The sequence below is a fragment of the Myxococcus sp. NMCA1 genome (assembly GCF_026810205.1).
GTDB lineage: Bacteria > Myxococcota > Myxococcia > Myxococcales > Myxococcaceae > Myxococcus > Myxococcus xanthus_A.
The window spans coordinates 5,587,106-5,605,508 of the sequence record NZ_CP113950.1 but is presented as its reverse complement, the minus strand read 5'-3'; the positions used below and the strand labels follow the sequence as shown (position 1 = coordinate 5,605,508).

At 68.3% G+C, this 18,403-nt stretch carries 21 protein-coding genes and 1 tRNA gene; 10 read left to right on the top strand and 12 right to left on the bottom strand.

Going from position 1 to position 18,403, the window contains the following annotated elements; genetic code table 11:
- The first annotated feature begins 15 nt into the window (after positions 1-15).
- Positions 16-1,011, top strand: coding sequence for an ATP-binding response regulator (locus tag OZ403_RS23020; RefSeq protein ID WP_268781742.1), 996 nt, complete (start codon positions 16-18; stop codon positions 1,009-1,011).
- Between the two features lie 43 nt (positions 1,012-1,054).
- Here OZ403_RS23020 and speB read toward each other — a convergent pair whose 3' ends face one another.
- From speB to OZ403_RS23005, 3 genes are read right to left on the bottom strand one after another with little or no spacing between them, the layout of a single operon-like run.
- Positions 1,055-2,092, bottom strand: a complete 1,038-nt coding sequence (speB, locus tag OZ403_RS23015) for an agmatinase (protein ID WP_140798887.1) — start codon at positions 2,090-2,092, stop codon at positions 1,055-1,057.
- A gap of 43 nt (positions 2,093-2,135) precedes the next feature.
- Positions 2,136-3,239, bottom strand: coding sequence for an ankyrin repeat domain-containing protein (locus OZ403_RS23010; RefSeq protein ID WP_140798886.1), 1,104 nt, complete (start codon positions 3,237-3,239; stop codon positions 2,136-2,138).
- A gap of 30 nt (positions 3,240-3,269) precedes the next feature.
- Positions 3,270-4,259 carry an NAD(P)H-quinone oxidoreductase gene (locus tag OZ403_RS23005; protein ID WP_268781741.1) on the bottom strand — a complete coding sequence of 330 codons (990 nt, stop codon included), beginning with the start codon at positions 4,257-4,259 and terminating at the stop codon, positions 3,270-3,272.
- Positions 4,260-4,341: 82 nt separating this feature from the next.
- Here OZ403_RS23005 and OZ403_RS23000 point away from each other — a divergent pair, with 82 nt between their 5' ends.
- Genes OZ403_RS23000 through OZ403_RS22990 form a run of 3 tightly spaced genes read left to right on the top strand, consistent with a single transcriptional unit; the run spans position 4,342 to position 6,364 of the window.
- A complete protein-coding gene (locus OZ403_RS23000; protein ID WP_140793014.1) occupies positions 4,342-4,551 on the top strand; it encodes a DNA gyrase inhibitor YacG in 210 nt (69 codons plus the stop codon).
- Positions 4,548-5,279, top strand: a complete 732-nt coding sequence (locus OZ403_RS22995; RefSeq protein ID WP_140793012.1) for a tyrosine-protein phosphatase — start codon at positions 4,548-4,550, stop codon at positions 5,277-5,279. The genes OZ403_RS23000 and OZ403_RS22995 overlap by 4 nt, the downstream gene beginning before the upstream one ends.
- A 17-nt stretch (positions 5,280-5,296) precedes the next feature.
- On the top strand, positions 5,297-6,364 hold the full coding sequence (locus OZ403_RS22990; protein ID WP_140793010.1) for a lysylphosphatidylglycerol synthase transmembrane domain-containing protein: 1,068 nt from the start codon (positions 5,297-5,299) through the stop codon (positions 6,362-6,364).
- 42 nt (positions 6,365-6,406) lie between these two features.
- Here the strand turns inward: OZ403_RS22990 and OZ403_RS22985 are convergent, their stop codons facing one another.
- The 3 genes from OZ403_RS22985 to OZ403_RS22975 all read right to left on the bottom strand — a co-directional run bounded on the left by OZ403_RS22985 (position 6,407) and on the right by OZ403_RS22975 (position 7,412).
- Entirely contained in the window at positions 6,407-6,898 is a 492-nt protein-coding gene (locus OZ403_RS22985; protein ID WP_140798882.1) for a hypothetical protein, read from the bottom strand.
- A gap of 86 nt (positions 6,899-6,984) precedes the next feature.
- Positions 6,985-7,158 carry a hypothetical protein gene (locus OZ403_RS22980; RefSeq protein WP_174258863.1) on the bottom strand — a complete coding sequence of 58 codons (174 nt, stop codon included), beginning with the start codon at positions 7,156-7,158 and terminating at the stop codon, positions 6,985-6,987.
- Complete coding sequence (locus OZ403_RS22975; RefSeq protein WP_140793006.1) at positions 7,155-7,412, bottom strand: ribbon-helix-helix domain-containing protein; 258 nt, start codon at positions 7,410-7,412, stop codon at positions 7,155-7,157. The genes OZ403_RS22980 and OZ403_RS22975 overlap by 4 nt, the downstream gene beginning before the upstream one ends.
- Before the next feature lie 381 nt (positions 7,413-7,793).
- Between OZ403_RS22975 and OZ403_RS22970 the strand changes: the two genes are divergently transcribed.
- The 3 genes from OZ403_RS22970 to OZ403_RS22960 all read left to right on the top strand — a co-directional run bounded on the left by OZ403_RS22970 (position 7,794) and on the right by OZ403_RS22960 (position 9,563).
- Complete coding sequence (locus OZ403_RS22970) at positions 7,794-8,366, top strand: TMEM165/GDT1 family protein (protein ID WP_268781740.1); 573 nt, start codon at positions 7,794-7,796, stop codon at positions 8,364-8,366.
- A 119-nt stretch (positions 8,367-8,485) separates the two neighbouring features.
- Positions 8,486-9,016 (top strand): hypothetical protein, encoded by a 531-nt coding sequence (locus OZ403_RS22965; protein ID WP_140793002.1) that lies wholly within the window; start codon positions 8,486-8,488, stop codon positions 9,014-9,016.
- A 112-nt stretch (positions 9,017-9,128) separates the two neighbouring features.
- Positions 9,129-9,563 carry a VOC family protein gene (locus OZ403_RS22960; protein WP_268781739.1) on the top strand — a complete coding sequence of 145 codons (435 nt, stop codon included), beginning with the start codon at positions 9,129-9,131 and terminating at the stop codon, positions 9,561-9,563.
- A gap of 43 nt (positions 9,564-9,606) precedes the next feature.
- On the opposite strand, the gene OZ403_RS22955 is transcribed toward OZ403_RS22960, so the two are convergent.
- Together OZ403_RS22955 and OZ403_RS22950 are read right to left on the bottom strand one after the other, a co-directional pair.
- Positions 9,607-9,680: transfer RNA gene (locus tag OZ403_RS22955), tRNA-Ile, on the bottom strand.
- A gap of 261 nt (positions 9,681-9,941) precedes the next feature.
- Positions 9,942-11,063: a chemotaxis protein gene (locus tag OZ403_RS22950; protein ID WP_268781738.1), complete on the bottom strand. Its 1,122-nt coding sequence runs from the start codon at positions 11,061-11,063 to the stop codon at positions 9,942-9,944.
- Positions 11,064-11,398: 335 nt separating this feature from the next.
- Here OZ403_RS22950 and OZ403_RS22945 point away from each other — a divergent pair, with 335 nt between their 5' ends.
- Positions 11,399-12,283 (top strand): HAD family hydrolase, encoded by an 885-nt coding sequence (locus tag OZ403_RS22945; protein ID WP_237077335.1) that lies wholly within the window; start codon positions 11,399-11,401, stop codon positions 12,281-12,283.
- Positions 12,284-12,336: 53 nt separating this feature from the next.
- Here the strand turns inward: OZ403_RS22945 and OZ403_RS22940 are convergent, their stop codons facing one another.
- Positions 12,337-13,128 (bottom strand): NmrA family NAD(P)-binding protein, encoded by a 792-nt coding sequence (locus OZ403_RS22940; protein WP_268781737.1) that lies wholly within the window; start codon positions 13,126-13,128, stop codon positions 12,337-12,339.
- A 118-nt stretch (positions 13,129-13,246) separates the two neighbouring features.
- On the opposite strand from OZ403_RS22940, the gene OZ403_RS22935 reads away from it, so the two are divergent.
- The gene (locus OZ403_RS22935; protein ID WP_140798874.1) at positions 13,247-14,149 is read left to right on the top strand and encodes a LysR family transcriptional regulator; all 903 of its coding nucleotides are present in this window, start codon (positions 13,247-13,249) and stop codon (positions 14,147-14,149) included.
- Positions 14,150-14,170: 21 nt separating this feature from the next.
- On the opposite strand, the gene OZ403_RS22930 is transcribed toward OZ403_RS22935, so the two are convergent.
- Both OZ403_RS22930 and OZ403_RS22925 read right to left on the bottom strand, forming a co-directional pair.
- A complete protein-coding gene (locus tag OZ403_RS22930) occupies positions 14,171-14,710 on the bottom strand; it encodes a hypothetical protein (protein WP_268781736.1) in 540 nt (179 codons plus the stop codon).
- Positions 14,647-15,990 carry a hypothetical protein gene (locus OZ403_RS22925; protein WP_268781735.1) on the bottom strand — a complete coding sequence of 448 codons (1,344 nt, stop codon included), beginning with the start codon at positions 15,988-15,990 and terminating at the stop codon, positions 14,647-14,649. Before OZ403_RS22925 ends, OZ403_RS22930 begins: the two co-directional genes overlap by 64 nt.
- 280 nt (positions 15,991-16,270) lie before the next feature.
- On the opposite strand from OZ403_RS22925, the gene OZ403_RS22920 reads away from it, so the two are divergent.
- On the top strand, positions 16,271-16,600 hold the full coding sequence (locus tag OZ403_RS22920; protein ID WP_140798873.1) for a YnfA family protein: 330 nt from the start codon (positions 16,271-16,273) through the stop codon (positions 16,598-16,600).
- 34 nt (positions 16,601-16,634) lie between these two features.
- Here the strand turns inward: OZ403_RS22920 and OZ403_RS22915 are convergent, their stop codons facing one another.
- Entirely contained in the window at positions 16,635-18,380 is a 1,746-nt protein-coding gene (locus OZ403_RS22915; RefSeq protein WP_268781734.1) for a fatty acyl-AMP ligase, read from the bottom strand.
- Positions 18,381-18,403 lie beyond the last annotated feature (23 nt).

Here is an 18,403-nt window from a genome sequence, read left to right as displayed (position 1 = left end):
CGAGGGAGTGGAAGCATGAGTCTCGTCCTGGTCGCGGACGATGAGCCGGCGGTGTTGGAGGTTCTCAGTCAAGTCGTGGAGGACCTGGGTCACGACGTCTTGAGAGCGCGGGATGGTGAGGAGGCGCTCGGCCTGGCGCGTGCCCGGCATCCTCAACTGGTGGTGACGGACCACATGATGCCGCGGCTGAGCGGCGTGGAGCTCTGTCGCCGGATGAAGCAGGAGGCACAGCTCAAGGACGTGCCCGTCATCCTCCTCAGCGCGGTGCTGCCCCAGGGCGCGCCCGAGGCGTTCGCCTTCCTCCACAAGCCCTTCGAAATCACCGACTTCGAATCGGTCATCCACAGGTCCCTGGCCGCCTCGCCGGAGCCTCGGATGGAGCACGCGGCGTCCCCCATGGGCGCGCTGGGGCAGTGGGTGGCGCAGGCGCTCCAGGGCCCGCTCGACACGGCCCGCGAGCAGCTTCGCCGGCTGGAATGCACGCCCTCCGTGGACCGCGCGGCGCTGGACACGCTGGCCGCGCAGCTCCAGTCCATCGAAGCCGTGGGCCGTCACCTGCGCGAGCTGTCGTGGCTGTCCTCGGGCGAGGCGACGTTGAAGCGAATCGAGACGGACGTGGGCCAGCACCTGCGTGACGCGGTGGCGGCACATGGCGCACACGTCACGTTGGATGCCCCCGACGCGCCGGTCCACGCGCAGGTGGACCCGCCGCGCATCCGGCAGGTGTTCGACGTGCTGCTGGCGAACGCGGTCCGGCAGGGGGCCGCGGAGGTGGCGCTCGAGGTCTCTCAGACGCAGGTCACGGTGCGCGTGAAGGACGTGGGGCCGGGGCTGGCCGCGGAGGCGCTGGCCCACCTCTTCACGCCCTTCCGGACGGATGCGAAGGGCGTCTGCGGACCGGAGCTGTACGTGGCCTCGGAGTTGGTGCGCCTGCAGGGGGGCGCGCTGTCCGTCCAGTCACGGCCCGGCCAGGGCTCCACGTTCAGCTTGATGCTGCCGCGGAGCACCTGATGCGCGATGGCACCCCTCCAGGGGTGCTTCGCGTGACGAGACGTCAGGCCTGCTGCGACTTCAGCATCCAGCCAATCATCTTGTACAGGAGCCGGGCGCCGACGTTGCCGTCCCACTCGCCGCCCTCGGGGTCGGGGGCCACCTCGGTGAGGTCGAAGCCCACGATGGTACGCCCGGAGCGGACCACGCCGGCGATGAGGGCCACGGCCTCGGAGAAGGACAGTCCACCGGGCACCGGGGTGCCCGTGTGGGGGCAGAGCACGGGGTCCAGCCCGTCGATGTCGAAGGACAGGTAGACCTGCTTCGGGAGCAGGGCGACCATCTCATCCACCTGCCGGTTCCAGGGCACGCCGTCGAAGCGCTTGTTCTGGAGGGCGGCGTCGAAGAAGCCGTGCACGCGGCCGTTGGAGTCCGCGATGTACTGGTGCTCCTCCGCGCTCATGTCGCGCAGGCCCACCTGGACCAGCGTCTTCACGCCGGGGATGCGCTCCGCGACGTTGTACATGATGGACGCGTGGGACCAGGTGAAGCCCTCGTAGGCCACGCGCAGGTCGGCGTGCGCGTCCAGGTGCAGCACGCCCATGCCAGGGTACTTCTCCGCGTGCGCGCGGATGATGCCGTAGGAGATGGAGTGGTCACCGCCCACCGCGGCCACGCGCTTGCCCTGGTCCAACCAGTGCTTGGTGGTGCGGTAGACGTGCTCGTTCATCTGGTCGCAGAGGACATTCACGTCCTGCGCGGCCTGAATCAGCGCGGCCTCGCCGGAGTGGATGCCACCGGCCTCGATGACGACCTGGGCGCGCTCCTTGGCGCGGGTGTTCCAGTCGCGCAGCTCCTGGGGCTCGGGGAGCATGGCGATGCCACGCTCGTAGGGGCGACCCGTCTCCACGTCGAAGAGGTCGACCTGCCGGCTGGCTTCCAGGACGGCGGTCGGCCCCTCGGACGTGCCACCGCCGTAACTGGTGGTGGCCTCGAAGGGAACGGGGATGAGGACGACGTGCGCCTCTTCCGGGGAGTGGGGGAGGCCGAACACGCCGGAGTCCGGCTGGGCGGCGGCGCTGGGGTCGAAGTGGGTAGCCATGGCGGCGCAGGATAAGGGCCCGGTGTCGGGGCGCAATGGTCTGTTACTTCTCGATGCGTTCCTTGACGTCGAAACGCCCGGCCAGCACCTGATGTTTCTCAATCACCAGCCGGTCCGCCGTCAGCACGCCCCGGACGTCCAGGCTGTAGTCGTTGTAGTAGGCGTCCACGACAGAGGCCTTGAGGTTCCCTCCGATGATGACGGGGCCCTCGGTCTGGAAGGTGTCGCATTCGAAGTCGCCGCCCACGAAGAGCTGGCACCCCTGGACGTTGGACGCCTTGCCCTTCACCGTCAGGTTCCCCGTCACCAGGAGCGACAGCACCTTCAGGGGGCCCTCCACCACCAGGTCGCCGTGGTGGACGAAGGGGTTCTTGGACACCTTCTTGAGCGTCTTGCTCGCGGGGGCCCGCGTGGACACCCGCCGGATGAGGTCGATGGTGGCGAAGACGAGCGGGGCGTTCGTGTTGCCGTGCTCCGAGATGCCGGCGTAGAGCTGGTCGATGGTGACCGAGTACTCCTCGACGAAGACGCTCTCCATGAACGCGCGGAGCTGCACCCACGTTCGAGGGCTGACCCCCGCGGGCGCATCCCCTGACAGGTATTGGGTGACGCGCTCCTCGGAGAGCTCCTTCATCTTCTTGGGCGGAGAGCCCCGCTGGTCCTTGGTCTTCTTCAGGAGCTCCACGAGCAGGGGGCCCACGTTCTTGCTGTGCCGCGAGGCGCGGGCGACGGAGAGCACCGACCTGCCACCCTCCGTCTTCAGCCGAGCGTCGATGCCCTGTTCGATGAAGAACCGCACGACGCGGTCGGAGCCAAACTCCGCGGCGCGGTGTATCGGGAACTCGTAGCTCGAGCCCGCCCGGATGTCGGCGCCGTACTCCATGAGCAACTGGATGACGTCGACGTTGTTCTGGGTGACGGCGATCATCATCGGCGAGTGCCCGTTGATGGTCTTGAAGTCCAGGCTGACGCCGCTGGCGAGCAGCGCCCGGATTTGAGCGACCACCTCGGCGTTCTTGCGCTCCGCCTTGGCCAGGCTCTGCCGGTACTCGGCCTCCGGCATTTCGACCCGGTGGTAGGTCTGGATGTAGTGGAGGTCGTCGATCTGCCGGATGCGCTTTTCGAGTTCCTGCTGCTGCTCCGTCATCGAATCCGTTCCTTCAGCGCGCGAAGTGGATCACGCCCACCGCACCACCAGCTTGCCCACTGAGTCATTGCCCGCCATGCGCTCCAGCGCCTGCCGGATGTCCGCGCGCGGCACCACCGCGTCTACCACGGGCCGCAGCGCCCCCGAGCGGAACAGCGGCAACAGATGCCGCTCCGCGCTCTGCGCCAGCGCAATCTTCTCTTCGAGCGGACGGCTGCGCAGCACGGTGCCGGTGACACGCAGCCGCTTCGTCAGCACCGTGCCCAGGTTCACCTCGGTGGCCGCGCCCGCCACCAGCCCCACCAGCATCAGCCGCCCTCGGGGCGCCAGGGCGTTCAGCGTCTCCGGCACGTAGCTGCCGCCCACCAGGTCCAAGCACAGGTCCGCGCCCCGGCCGCCCGTCTCCTCGCGCACCGCGTCCGCGAAGCGCGGCGGCTGGGTGTCACAGAGCACCGTGCGCGCCACGCCCCAGTCGGCCGCGCGCGCCAGCTTCGCCGCGTTGCGGCCCGTACCCACCACGCGCGCGCCCATGGCCTGGCAGATGAGCGCCGCCGCCGAACCCACGCCACTGGCCACCGCGTGGACGAGCACCGTCTCACCGGGTTTGAGCTCTCCCTGGAGCACCACCGCGTCGAACGCGGTGAGGTACGCCTCCGGGATGGCCGCCGCGTCAGCGAAGTCCATGCCGTCGGGGATGGGTATCGCCTCGCGCTCGTGGGTGACGAGCAGCTCCGACCACGCGCCCCCGCCCACCAACCCCATGACGCGGTCGCCGGGCTGGAAGCGCCGTGCGCGCGGGCCCACGGCCACCACCTCGCCCGCGTACTCCAGGCCGGGAATGTCCGGCGGCACGTCTGGTGGGGCAGGGTAGTGACCACGAAGCTGCAGAAGGTCCGCCCGGTTGAGCGCGGAGGCCCGCACGCGGACCAGAACCTCCCCCGGGCCTGGGACGGGCTCGGGACGTTCTTCCTCGGCGAGGACCTCGGGGCCCCCAGGGCGGGTGATGCGAAGGACCTTCATGGCAGGCGCCTCCAATGGAATGGCGGGCACGAAACATCCTGGCTCGCGAGAGCGTCAACGCTTATCTAGAACACCGTCCATCATGAGCACCCTGACGTGTCCCATCTGCCAGAAGCCCGTTCCCCCGCGCACGGAGAACGCTGCTTTTCCCTTCTGCTCCAAGCGTTGCCGCGCCGTGGACCTTGGCCGGTGGCTGGGCGAGGAGTACCGCGTGCCCGACCGGCAGTCGGATGAGCAGGAAGACGAACTGCCCGCCGACAGCCACCCGGAACGCCAGCGCGGCGACGCATGAGCGGCTTCGTCGACCTGCACTGCCATCTGCTGCCCGGCGTGGATGACGGGGCACGCACGCTGGAAGACGCGCTGGAGATGGCGCGTGCGCTGGTCGACCTCGGCTTCTCCACCGTCGCCCCCAGTCCGCATGCGCGCCCCGAATACGCCCCCGTGGAGGTGGTGGACGCGCGCCGCGCGGAGCTGGCGGAGGCCCTGGAGCGCGAGCGCATCCCCCTGACGTTGGGGCGCAACGCGGAGAACGTGCTCGACGATGCCTTCCTTCGAGGACTCAGCACGCCCCAGGCTCGAAAGTTGGGCCCGGGCCGCTACGTGCTCGTGGAGCTGCCCTACACCGCGCCCGTCCCCGCGCTGCCGGACATCCTCTTCCGCATCCGCACCAAGGGCGTGGTGCCGCTGCTGGCGCATCCCGAGCGCTGCCTGGAGTTCGAGCGAAAGGGCCGCGCCGCGGAGGCCGTTCGAGCTGGGGCACTGTTGCAACTGGATGTCGGTGCGCTCATCGGCCGCTATGGCGGCACGGCGAAGAAGCTGTCCCGCGCCTTCCTGGATGACGGGCTCTACGCGGTGGGCGCCTCGGACCTGCACGGGCCCGTGGGGGCCCGGGACTGGGTGGGACGCTCGCTGGCGGAGCTGAGGAGCAGGGCAGGGGACGCGACCTTCGCCCGTCTCATGAGGGACAATCCCGCGATTTTGTTGGCCGGGGAGTCACTGGAGTCCGACTCGGACTGACGGTATACCCGGCCGCTGTGAAACGTGCCGTCAAACTCCTGGCCAGCCTCCTGGTCACCTTCCTCTTCATGTGGTGGGCCTTCCGGGACACGGACTGGGCCACGCAGCTGGCCAGCCTGAAGTCGGCCAACTACGCGTGGCTGGTGCCGTACTTCGGCTGCCTGTTGGCCATCCACGTCTTCCGCACCCTGCGCTGGGGCTGCCTTCTGTCGGGCCTGGAGCAGGTCCCGTTCCGAAAGCTGAACGAGGCGTCCGGCATCGGCTTCATGATGCTGCTGGTGCTGCCCTTCCGCCTGGGCGAGTTCGCGCGGCCCTTCCTCATCGCGCAGCGCAGTGGCATCCGCCGCAGCGCGGCCATGACGTCCGTGGTGCTGGAGCGCATCGTGGACGGCCTCTTCGTGGCGGCGATGCTGCGAGCGCTGCTCTTCTTCGTGCCCACGGAGACGCCGGAGATTCGCTACGTCAAGCTGGGCTCGTGGCTGATGTTCGCGGTGTTCGGCGGCGGTCTGGCGTTCCTCCTCTTCGGCCTCTGGCAGCAGCAGCGCACGGTGAAGCTCGTGCGCGCCACGGTGGGCCGGCTGGCGCCGCAGGTGGCGGACAAGGTGGCGGACATCGTCGACACCTTCGTGGGCGCCATGCGGCAGCTGCCGAAGGGGCGGCAGGTCGCGCTCTTCTTCCTCTACACGGCGCTGTACTGGGGCGTGAATGGCGCGGGGATGTCCATGCTGGCCAACGCCTTCGACTGCTCGGGCGCGGCGCCCGGCACCGTCTGCGAGCCCATGGACCTGACGCTCTTCCAGGCCTACGTCGTGCTGGGCGTGCTGGTGGTGGGCCTGATGATTCCCGCGGCGCCGGGGATGATGGGCACCTTCCAGGCGGCCACGAAGGTGGGCCTGAGCCTCTTCCTTCCAGCCGCCGCGGTGAACGCCAGCGGGCTGGCCTACGCCAACGTCATGTGGCTGTGCCAGACGGTGCAGCAGGTGGGCCTGGGCCTCATCCTGCTGTCCATGGGCCACCTGTCGTTCAAGGACATCGCCGGCAAGCTGGACGACAAGGACGGCGAGGCGGCGGCACCCTCCGCCTGACGCCGGGGCCGCATTCCGGCCCCGGATGTCGAACGCGGCTTCCTACGGGGTGGGCGACGCCGCCTGCTCCGTCTCGGCGGGAGCGGCTTCCGTCTTCGCGGGGGCGGTGTCACCGCTCTTGCCCGTCACCACGCCCTTCACCTTCTCCATGGCGGCCTTCGGGTCGATGTTGCCCTTGAGGGTGCCGAACGGAGTGTCGATGACCTGCTCCCGCTTCTCCGAGGAGGCGTAGCCCTCTGGCGCGCACAGGGCCTTCGAGGTGTCGCGCACGGAGACGACGGGGGTGTTGATGGTGGTGGAGTCCTCGGACGTGGCCTTGGCGACGAGCTTGTCGTCGCGCATCAGCACGCAGCGGTCATCGCCGTAGTACCAGGCGGTGGAGTTGTCCGGGAACTCCTGTGCGCGCGTGGGCCCTGAGCCCATGGCATCGACGACCTGATGGGACGACATGCCCGGGTAGAGCTTGTCGAAGCCGGAGGTGGCACAGCCGGCGGCGGCGAGCGCGAGTGCGGCGCTGACAATCGGGAGACGCATGGGGTGTGGGGCTCCTTCCGAAAAAGAATCGCGGAGCCTACCCCGGCGTCACGTCCGGCCTCCAATGGGGGGCCGGACGCAGTGTGTCAGAGTTCCTGATCCAACCAGCGGACAATGGCCTCGCGAATCGAGGCCGGCCGCTCGGCGTCCAGGCGGGTACGAAGCATCCGGGCCGCGTCGGCGTCGCGCAGCATCGAAGCGGGCATCAGCTCACGCGTGCGAGGAAGAGACGCGCGGGACGCGACGGCGGCAGACCTCATGACTGGCCTTCCTCCTTGGGCGCGCCACGGCCGTACTTGCCCAGCAGGTCATCCACGGCCTCGCGCAGGTACTCGCTCTGGTGGATGCGGGTCCGCCGCGCCAACTCGCGCAGCTTCTGGACCTGCTCCTCGGGGACCAGGACGTGGGTGGAGACGATGTCGGCGTCCGGGCCTCGGACGTCGACAGACACTTCCGTGGCCGCCGGGGACGACGGAGCCTCGGGGCTCAGGGGACTGGCGCTTCCATCCTGCATCGGACTTCCTCCGGGCGTGGCTGCTACAGGCCGCTACCTGCCTGTCCGCGGCATTAGGCGGGCGGACAGGCACGCCGTCAAAAAATGCGCCGGGGGCCAGGGGCCCGAGCCGTGCCGCACCTCGCGTTGACAGAGCCATATCGCGCTGCTACTTCGCCGGTTGCCTTAGGGGAGTAGTTCACGCCAGCGGCGCTGGCGGCGGGAAGCTCGACACACTGGCTGGAAACAGCCCGGGCCCCCACCTCGTGATGTTCGCGAGACGAACGAGACCTTCGGACAGGGATTGTCGTTTCTTCCTGGCCGAGGTCCGTCGTGCGCGCGTGCTGCCCTGGCGTCTCCCACGAGTCTGAACCCCGGCCCTGTGGTTGCGAGGGAGTCGTCATGTTGGAAGCGCTCGTGGGTTCGTTCGTGTTGGTGGCCGCCAGTGAGATGGGGGACAAGACGCAGTTGCTCGCGTTCTCCCTGGCCACGCGGTTTCGCAAGCCGTGGCATGTGCTGGCGGGCATCTTCGTCGCCACCGTGGCCAATCATGCGCTGGCGTCCAGCGTGGGCAGTTGGGTGTCCACGCACGTGCCGGCGAAGTGGATGGCGCTGCTCCTGGCGGTGCTCTTCATCGGCTTCGGTTTGTGGACGCTCAAGCCGGACACGCTGAATGAAGACGGAGGCAAGCCGCCGCGCTTCGGGGCCTTCCTCACCACGGTGGTGCTCTTCTTCCTCGCGGAGATGGGAGACAAGACGCAGCTGGCCACCATGGCGGTGGCGGCGCGCTATCAGGCGCCGTTGACGGTGACCTTGGGCACCACGGCCGGGATGATGTTGTCGGACGGCTTGGCCGTGTTCCTGGGGGACCGGCTCGCTGGGCGGGTGCAGATGAGTTGGGTGCGGTGGGCCGCCGCCAGCCTCTTCTTCATCTTCGGCGCCCTGTCGCTGTGGACGGCGCTCCGGATGTCCTGACAGCTGGGACACGCAGTACGGATGTGTCGATGTGACGGAGAAGTGTATTGCGCTTCATCACGGGAAAAGCTCCCATGTGAGAGGTCCGGGATGACCCGGACCTTTCTTCAGGAGCTGGAATGCGTTCCCCCATTCGTTTCTCCGCGATGATTTTGATGAGCGCCCTCATGGGCGCGGGTTGCAACGGTGCCCAGCCGCAGGACCCGGCGGCCGAGGCCGAGGTGATTGCCGAGACGGCGGAAGTGAAGCAGGGCGCCGTGGGCGACGTGGTGCTGCGCTGTGACGAGTTCCAGGGCGGCACGCACCTGGAGGTCGTCCAGACGGCGACCGGCTTCGAGGCCGCGTACGTCTCCGAGGAGTACGACCCCTGGGATTGTCGCTGCACGTACACGAAGCGCGAGATTCTGGGGCAGTACAACCAGTGCCGCCGGTCCACGGTGGATCCGCGCATCATGAACTGCTTCCGCGTCGAGCCGAGCGGCTCGGTGGGCAAGGTGGTGCTGTCCACCACGCGCGTGCAGAAGACGCAGATGGTCATCGGCAGCAGCACGACGGTGAACTACAGCGAGCTGAGCGTCGCGGCCATCAACCAGGACCCCGGCCAGACGCCGCGCCGTGACTACGTCTTCCCGCTGAGCGACTGCCAGTAGGCCGTACCCGGGCCGGGGAGCCGTCGAGCCCCGGCCTTTTTCGTAGGGGAGGCGATGATTCCGGGCGCGGAGGGGCGTCTCACTCGCAGGAGCCCATTCCCTGGAGGTCATCGTGGCAGCACAATCTTCCCCGCAGGACCTGGCACCGCGCAGTCCCCATGTCGTCGTGAGTCTGCCGACGCGGGACCTGGAGCGGGCCTTTCGCTTCTACCGAGAGGGGCTCGGCTTTCGCCTCGTCGTCGAGACGGCGGACGACGCGATGCCCGAGCCCGTCCACTTCACGCTCAACGCGGGCGTCAGCCTGATGCTCATCCCCACCGGAGGGTTCGGCTGGGTGGCGGGGGGCAACAAGGTCGCGGAGCAGGGCGTTTCGGAGTGCATCCTGAGTCTGTCCCTGGAGACGGAGGCGCAGATTGACGCGTTCGTCGCCAAGGCGCGGGAGGCAGGGGCGGAGATTCCGTCCACCCCGGGCCAGAAACCCTGGGGCTACTCGGGGACGTTCAAGGACCCGGACGGCCACGTGTGGATGCTGGAAAAGGCGCCCTGAAAAGAAAAACCCCGGTGTCACCGTGAAGGTGACGCCGGGGTAGTGGCCAGGGTCAGACTTGAACTGACTACCTGCGGATTATGAGACCGCCGCTCTAACCAGGTGAGCTACCTGGCCGTAAGTGGGATGCAACCTACGGCTTTTACTGCGGAACTTCCACTGCCTTCCTACCTGCTCGCCCGGTGTCCGTGCAACAGCTTTGGCAACGGGGCGGGTACTTCGCGTTTCGGGGCGGCTCTATACCACATGGCTCGCGGCGGGCAATGGGGTCGATGCGGAGAGGGACCGGGGTCGTCACCTGGGCACCCCATGCCTTGCCACTGCCCCGGGGTGTTCGCCCCCCATCCCCGTGCCTGGGAGACGCTCCCTGGATAGACGTCAGGTTGCGGTGCGCCCGCGCCGCCCGCGCGCCAGGAGCCCCCCCGCGAGCAACACGCCCAGCCCGAGCAGGCCCAGCCAGACGCGGCCCACCAGGTCCGCCGCCCGATCGAAGGTGTGGTCCACCCAGCCTCGCGCCAGTCCGTTCACCTGTTGAAGCGCTGCGATTCGCTCCGCGCGCAACGCTTCCATCAGCACCGTGCGTTCCCGGTCCACATCCCCCATGAGGGCCTGGCGCTCAGCGGAGACGAACGCCTGGAGGGCCATGCGTTCCTGTGTCAGCGCGGAAAGCACGGCGACTCGCTCACGCGACAACACGGCTGGAGCGCTGGCGGCCAGTCCTTCGAACTGGTTGAGGACGTCCACCGTTCGCTCCAATTCCCCCAGGGCGGTACCGAGGACAGGGAGGTCCGCCACGTCGCTGGCGGCGAGCTCCGCCTGCCATCGTACTTGTCGAGGGAGGCTGGAGGCATAGAGGTCCAGCCGCGTCGTGAGGTCTCGGGTGTCCTCCAGCAGCACCGCCGCCGCGCCCATCGGGCTGACGCGGGAGAGCGTGGAGATGGATGCCAGGAGCGGTGCTGTGGACTCGCGCGCGGTGAGGGGGCCGGTGAGGGGATGCTCGGCGGCCCATTGGTGGATGAGCGCGCGCGCTCGCGAGACATCCGCATGGCCGGAGAGGTCCACCCAAACCGCCGCGACCTCTGCTTCCATCTCCCCCAACTCGCGCCGGGCCCGAGGCACCAGGGCAGGCACGCTCGCGGCCCGCCGGGGAAGGGTGTCCTGGAGCTGGGCCAGCAGGGCCCAGGCATCCACCAGCCCCGCCACCGGGTCCGGCTGGAGCAGCGCGGTCTGGAGCATGGGGACTCCGTTGCTCATGAACTCCAGCATGGCTCGGTGCACCTCCCGCGAGTCCGATCGCGCGGCGAGGTCGTCTGCCGCCGCCTCCAGCATTCCGGGCAGCCGGCGGGCCAGGTCCCTCATCCGGACTCGCAGCGCCGCGACGCTCAGGTCCGACCGGCCGATGTGTTCGAGCAAGGGGGAGCGGGGCGGCGCGGTGGCGCACGCCGCGAAGAGCAGGCCTAGCAGTGCCGCGAGCGGGCGCCAGGGGAGAGCGGGGCACATGGGACAGCGGCCCAAGGTGTACATCCTCCCGCGGTCCAACAGTCACCCTGGAATGCCGGGGTTCCGTTTCGCCCCGGACTCAGGTGTGTGGTCCGGCGGAGGGCCGCCAGCCCACGTCTGGGGCATTGGGCGAGTTCTCGCCACGCGCATTGCGAAGCGGCCCCAGCGTTCCCAGCGTGTCGCGGGAGAGGTATTCCATGTCCTTGCGGCCCGGCGGTCCAACGCGTCTCTCCCTTCCTGTCGCGGCCGTGCTGCTGCTTGGGTGGGTCCTCCCGCTAGCGGCGTTGGCACAAGCCTCGACGGCCGACCCGCTTCCCTCCTGGAATGAAGGGCCGGTGAAGCAGGCGCTCGTCGGCTTCGTCACCCGGGTCACGACGGAGGGGAGCCCGGACTTCGTTCCAGAGCCGGAGCGCATCGCCGTCTTCGATAACGACGGCACGCTCTGGCAAGAGAAGCCGGCGGTGGAGGGCGCCTTCCTCGTGAAGCGTGTCCGCGAGATGGCCGCGAAGGACCCGTCTCTCCGGCGGCGGCAGCCCTTCAAGGCCGTGCTTGAAGGGGACGTCGACACCTTGATGGACGGCGGCGAGAAGACGCTGATGGAGCTGGTCGCCGCCACCCACGCGGACATGACGCAGGAGGAGTTCCAGGCAGAGGTGCGCCAGTTCCTGAAGACCGCCCGCCATCCGAAGCTCGGCGTGCCGTACACGCAGCTCGCCTACCAGCCCATGCTCGAATTGCTCCGGTACCTGCGCGACCACGGCTTCCAGACGTGGATCAGCTCGGGTGGCGGCATCGACTTCATGCGTGTCTTCTCCGAGTCCCTGTATGGCATTCCTCCCCAGCAGGTCATCGGCAGCAGCCTGGAGGAGAAGTTCGAGACGCGCGACGGCCAAGCCGTGTTGTGGCGCGAACCCCGCGTGGACCACATCAACGACAAGGCCGGCAAGCCGGTGGGCAATGACCTCCACGTGGGCAGGTCTCCGGTGTTCGTCGTGGGCAACGTCCGCAGCGGCGGTGACATCGCCATGCTGAAGGCCTCGCGGCTGCGGCACGGGCCCTCCTTCCAGTTGCTCATCAATCACGACGACGCGCGGCGTGAGTTCGCCTATCAGGAGAAGGACGGCGCCTCGTTGCGGGCGGCGAGGGAGGGTGGGTGGACCGTCGTCAGTATGCGCGACGACTGGAAGACGGTGTTCGCCGCGCCTGCTCCTCCGCGATGAAGAGCCTGGGGGCGCATGCATGGCGGGAGGCGCGCACCGGGCCGGTGTGCGTACTACGGCTTCATTCGCTCCTCGGCGTATTGCTCGAAAGAACGTGGCGCGTGGCCGGTCAGCAACTGAACCCCGTCCGTGGTCGTCGCGGTCCACTGCTCGCGCACAGCGGCGAAGAGCTCGGCGAGCATCTCTGCATACGGAGTGTCGAAGCCGGCATCGCGCATGCGCAGGATGAAGGCGCCTTCCGAGAGCGCGACGTATTCGAGCGGCCGGCCCGTCACGCGGGAGATGACGGCGGCCGCCTTGGCGAAGCTGAGCGCCGTGGGACCGGTGAGCGTGAAGGCCTGCCCGTCAAACTGGCGAGTCGTGAGTGCCGCCGCGGCGGCTTCCGCGATGTCGCGCGCGTCGATGAAGCTCGTTTCACCGGTACCCGCCGGGAGCGGGAGCTGTCCCGCGCGGATGTCATGGCTCCACATGAGGTGGAAGTTGTCGGAGAACCAGTTGGGCCGAAGGATGACGTAGGGAACGCCCGAACGCTCCAGTTGCAGTTCGACCTGTCGATACGGGTCCGCCTCGTTCGCCTCCACGCCCATGACGGACTGGAACACCACCTTCACGCCACGCTCGGCCGCCGCGCGGATGACGGGGCCCATGTATTCGATGACGTTCAGGCTGTCCGCAGGCATGAGGAGATAGGCTGCGTCCACTCCCTCCAGAATGGCGCCAAGCTTGCTGGGCTGGGAGAAGTCGAAGCGCACGGCCTCAGCGTCGGGACGGGCGGTGGCTTTGCGGGACAGTGCCCGGACCTGGTGCCCCTGCTTCACGAGGACATCAACCAGGAGCGAACCCACGGTACCGGTTGCTCCGAAGACTGCGATTCGTTGTGGTGTCATGGCAGTCACGGTACGGCGGTGATGCTCACCCCGGCAGTGGCTGTCTCAGTGAATCAACTTTAAGCTGCGCTTCAACATGGACGACCTGAAACGCATGGCGCTCTTCGCGGAGATCGCACGCGCGGGTTCGCTGAGCGCGGCGGCACGGCACCTCCGCATCAGCACCTCCGCGGTGAGTCAGCAGCTCCGAATCCTGGAGGAGTCCTTCGGCGTCATCCTGGTGCGGCGCTCAAACCGCAAATTGTCGCTCACGGATGCCGGTGCTCGGTTCGCCACCCACTGCCGTGAAATGGTGGAGGTGGCGGAGCGAGCCCGTGAGCAACTCTCGCTTGCCAGGGACACGCCCGCGGGCGAGCTGCGCATCTCCCTGCCGCTCGGCTTGGCTCGCTACGTGGCGCCCGCGCTGGAGCCACTGCTCGCCAGACACGCGTCTCTGAAACTTCGCCTCGAAGCGGATGATGGCCTGGTCGACCTCATTGATGAGCGCATCGACCTGGCGCTCCGGGCTGGCCGAATGGAAGACTCCTCCTGGGTAGCGCAGCCGCTCTGCCACGTCCACCTGGGGCTCTGTGCAGCCCCGGGCTACCTGAAGAAGGCGGGGAGGCCACGCACGCTCGAGGACCTGCCTGAGCACGCGTGGCTCGCGGTCGTGGCGGACGGCCGGTCCCTGGTATTCGACCTCCAGGGCCCTTCCGGAACGAGCCGTACTGTCCGGGTGACGCCGCGGGTCTCCAGCAACAACCAGCTCACCCTCCACCAGATGTGCGCGGCGGGACTGGGCATCACGCGCTGCATCCTGGCGGACGTGGAAGACGAGCTGCGACAGGGACGGCTCGAAGTGCTCCTGCCCGAGTGGCGCCTCTCCCCCGTGCAGCTCTGGGCCGTCACGCCACGGCGCTCAGGACAGCCGGCCAAGGTGCGCCATGCCATCGACGCCATCCGCACGTACCTGCGGCAGCAGCCCGGCGTTTCCGCCTGATTCGTGGCGCGAAGGCAGCGCCTACCGGAGCGGCGGCTCGGGATGTTTCGCGAACCACTGCTTCGCGTTCAGCAGGTGCAGGTTCTGTCCGCCGGGTTTGAATTCGATTCCGCCGGTGAGGGCGCCCAGGGTTGCCAGGAGCGCGCCCTGCAGCTCTCCCCCTGCGAGGTCCAGGTGTCCTCGCAGCGAGAAGCCCTCGCCGTCCGCCTTCAGTTCGCGCAGTTGGAGCCCGCCCTCGTCAATCTGCACCCGGCCCGTCACCGAGACGTCCCGGATGTTGAGCAGGGATGTCAGGAAGCGCGGCAGATTCTTGGCGGACGTGAGCAGCGCGGCGACAGGCTGTGTGTCTGTGAGCTTGCTGGCGAAGCGTGCCGAAAGCACTGTCGGCGACAGGGACAGTCGGGCCTGGGGGAGGGTGAAGACGCCGCTCCAAGCGCGGATGGGCACGGGGCCATTCGTGGACACGTTCGTCAGTCGAAGCGTGGTCCCCGTCAGTGTCAGGGACTTCGTGTCCCACGACAGGTTCCGGGCGTCCACGTCCGCCTCGGCACGCAGCAGCACCTTGACGCTCCCATGCGCCCGGAGACGAGGTCGGAGTCCACGCTCAGCCGCAGGGTGTCTCGCGCCTTCGCGGACTGCGCACGCTCCCGGCTCTGCAACGTCATGGAGCCGGAGTCGATTTCAATCGTCCGCGCCAGCCAGGGATTGAGCATCCTCAAGTCCAACGGCCGGCTCCTGGCCACGCGGAGGTCCGGCTCCAACTCCCAGTCCGATTGCTCCGCGCTGCGACGCGCGAGGACCGTGAGGGTGATTTCAGGGACCTCTGCACCCGTGCCTTCGGGACCGGACACCCGCACAGGCGCGAAGGTGAGCGTTGCTGTCCCTTTCCGCGTGTCCGGGCGCTCCGACGTCAGCGAGGCCTTGAGGGCCCAGGGCGCACGCGCTCGGATGGGACCCGCCCGTACGTTCAACTCCTGGCCCTGGACGTCAATTCGGCTGTCATCGGCCAGCGCGCCGTCTTTGAGGTGGAGGTCCAGGTCCACCTTGCCTTCGCCCCCTTTCAGGGAGACGGCGTTGTTCGACCCCAGGTGCTCGTTCAGCCAGTCCAGTGGGAGCAGCTCCATCTGGCTCGTCACCTGCGCGCTGAGCGCCCGTGAGAGGTCCCAGCCCTCTTCGTCCGTGAAGGGCACCTCGAGCTGTGCCTTTGCCTCCAGGCGCTCCAGCCGGGTGACAGGGGTCCGGTCGAACTCCATGGCACCGGAGACCACGCGAATCGAAGGTGTCTCGACGTGGATGCGCTCCCGGCCCTTGATGTCCAGCGAGCCTTGCACGTCCAGGTTCCCCACGAAGCGGACCCGGCCGAAGTCCAGCTCGCGAACCTCATGGACCGTCACGTCGGCCAGCTGGATGACCCACGGGCGGTAGTCTGGGCCCGGTGGGGGTTCCTTCTCGATGCCGAACGACGGTTCAAGCCGGAAGCGCGCGCCATGTCCGTCGATGCGCTGCACGTCCACGCGTTTGCGAAGCAGGGCGGTCAGCGACACGTTGGCTTCCAACGTGTCCATGTTCACCTGCCACCATTGGTTCTGATTCTGATGGGTCAGCGTGAAGTCCCGGAGGTGGAGGTGTCCGAAAGGCCAGAGCCACCAGGCGCGCTTCCAGGCAAGCTCGGTCCGGCTGGTGGACCGGCGCATGATGGCCTGGACGGCGCCCATGTTGAGCGCCACGTTGATGGAGACCTCCAACACCATGAGCGCGCCCAGGGTCCAAGCGACGGCGCGCGGCCACCGTTTCCTGCGAGGGGCTGCGTCCTGGACCTCTGGCGGCGGGATGAGCGTCATGTCGCGGGTACCCGGTGGGATGTCCAGGGGAAGCGGCGCGGACCGTTCCCGGAAGGCGCGGGTGCTGTCTCCCGCCTCCCTCCGGATGCCTCAGCCGCCGCGCGCATACAAGGCGCCAGCATGCCATCGAGTCCGATTCACTGCCGGAGTGTCCGCGGGTGAGCCGATGCCAGAGGTCCAGGTTCTGGACTGGGAAGGGCGGGGGATTGATGGAAGGCTCGGAGCATGGGCTTGGCGACGCGGCAGCACCTCGACCGCGCTTCACGAAAGGTGTCACGCCGTGCATCTGCTGTACGCCTTCGGGCTCTTCGTCGTCACCGCGGTGGCCGAGGTGGTGGGCTGCTATCTGCCCTACCTATGGCTCCGACAGGGGAAGTCGCCACTGCTCCTCGTGCCCGCGGCGGGCAGCCTCGCCGTCTTCGCGTGGCTGCTGACGCTGCACCCGACGGGCGCGGCCCGCACCTATGCTGCCTACGGCGGGGTGTACATCGCCGTGGCGCTCGTCTGGCTGTGGCTCGTGGAAGGGGAGCGGCCCACGACATGGGACCTCGTGGGCGCGCTCGTCGCCATCCTGGGGATGGCCATCATCGTGCTCGGACCTCGCAGGTAGCGAGGGCCTGCTTCATCAAGCCGCGCGGGACGGACTACGCCGCCCAGCGCTGGAGGCTGCCCTCCTCGTACTTCGCCCGGCAGGCGCGCCGCTGGACCTTGCCACTGGACGTCTTGAGGACCTCGCCCTGCTGGAGCAGGACGACCTCGTGGACGTCCACGGAGTGCGCGGCGGCCACTGCCTGACGGATGGTCTTCTGGAGCGCGCTCCCGTCCAGGGTCTGGGCGCCATCGCCCTGTTCGGACGGCGCGAAGCGGGCGCTGACCTCCACCAGCACCACCAGCCGCTCGCCCTCCGGATGGTCGACGGAGAACGCCACCGAGCAGCCAGGACGGAGCGCCGGGTGCTGGCTCTCGGCCGTCAGCTCGAGGTCCTGCGGGTAGTGGTTCCGGCCGTCGACGATGATGAGGTCCTTGATGCGGCCGGTGACATACAGCTCGCCGTCAATCATGAAGCCCAGGTCACCGGTACGCAGGAAGGGACCTTCCTCGCTGCCCTGGATGCGCGCCTGGAAGGTCTCCGCGTTCGTCTCCTCGCGTCCCCAGTAGCCGTGGGTGACGTGGGGCCCGGCCGTCCAGATTTCGCCCACCTCGCCCGGTGCGCACGCCACCAGCGTCTCTGGATTCACGATGCGGATGAGGCTGTCACCCCAGCTCCGCCCGGAGCTGACGAGCGTCCGCGCGGACGGGCCCGGCGGGGCGGCCACGGCGCGGTTCTGCTCGAGCGCCGCCGAATCCACGGTGAGGTGGCGTGGCAGCTCGGAGGTGATGCCTCCCGACACGAAGAGCGTCGCCTCCGCGAGGCCGTAGCAGGGGTAGAAGGCCTCCCGGCGGAAGCCGGTGGGCGCGAAGGTGTCCGCGAACTCCGCCAGCGTCTCCGCCCGCACGGGCTCCGCGCCATTGAAGGCGACGCGCCACGAACTCAGGTCCAGCGAAGCGAGCTGCTCCGGCTTCACCTTTCGCGTGCAGAGCGCGTAGGCGAAGTTGGGCCCGCCGCTCGTCGTCGCACGGTACTTCGTGATGGTGTTCAGCCAGCGGATGGGGCGCTGCAGGAAAGACCACGGAGACATCACGACGGAGTGCGCGCCCATGTACATCGGCTGGAGCACCGTGCCGATGAGCCCCATGTCGTGGTACAGCGGCAGCCAACCGCACACCGATGAATGGTCGTCGTGGCTGAAGCCCTGACGAATCATGTCCTCGTTGGACATCAGGTTCCGGTGCAGCACCATCACGCCCTTGGGCGTCGACGTGGAGCCTGACGTGTACTGGAGGAAGGCCAGCGTGTCGCCGGTGATGGCGGGACGCTTCCAGCCGTCCTCCAGCCCTTCCTCCAGTGCGTCCGTGGCAATCCAGCGGATGTCCTTCAGGACGGGGTAGGCGTCGGCCAGCGCGTTCACGCTCTCCAGGATTTCGCGCGTGGTGAGCGCGAAGCGCGGCTTCGCATCCTGGAGGATGGAGAGGATGCGCGTGACGGCCTGAAGCTGCGCGGGAGGATAGGCTGGCACCGCGGCCACGCCCGCGTACAGGCTGCCGAAGAACGCCGCGATGTAGTCGAGCCCCGGTGGATACAGCAGCAGCGCTCGCTCGCCAGCGCCCTTGTGCTCCTGCAGCGCCGCGGCAATGGCGCGGGCCTGGCGATCCAACTCGCCATAGGTCCAGGTGGTCTCCTGGCCTTCACCATCCTGGAGGAACGTATATGCGCGGGCCTCGCTCTGATTCGAGGCGCGCCAGCGCAGCAGGTCGGTGAGGGTCTGCACGGAACGGCTGGGACTCGGCACGGCGGGTCTCCTTGGGAAGTCGT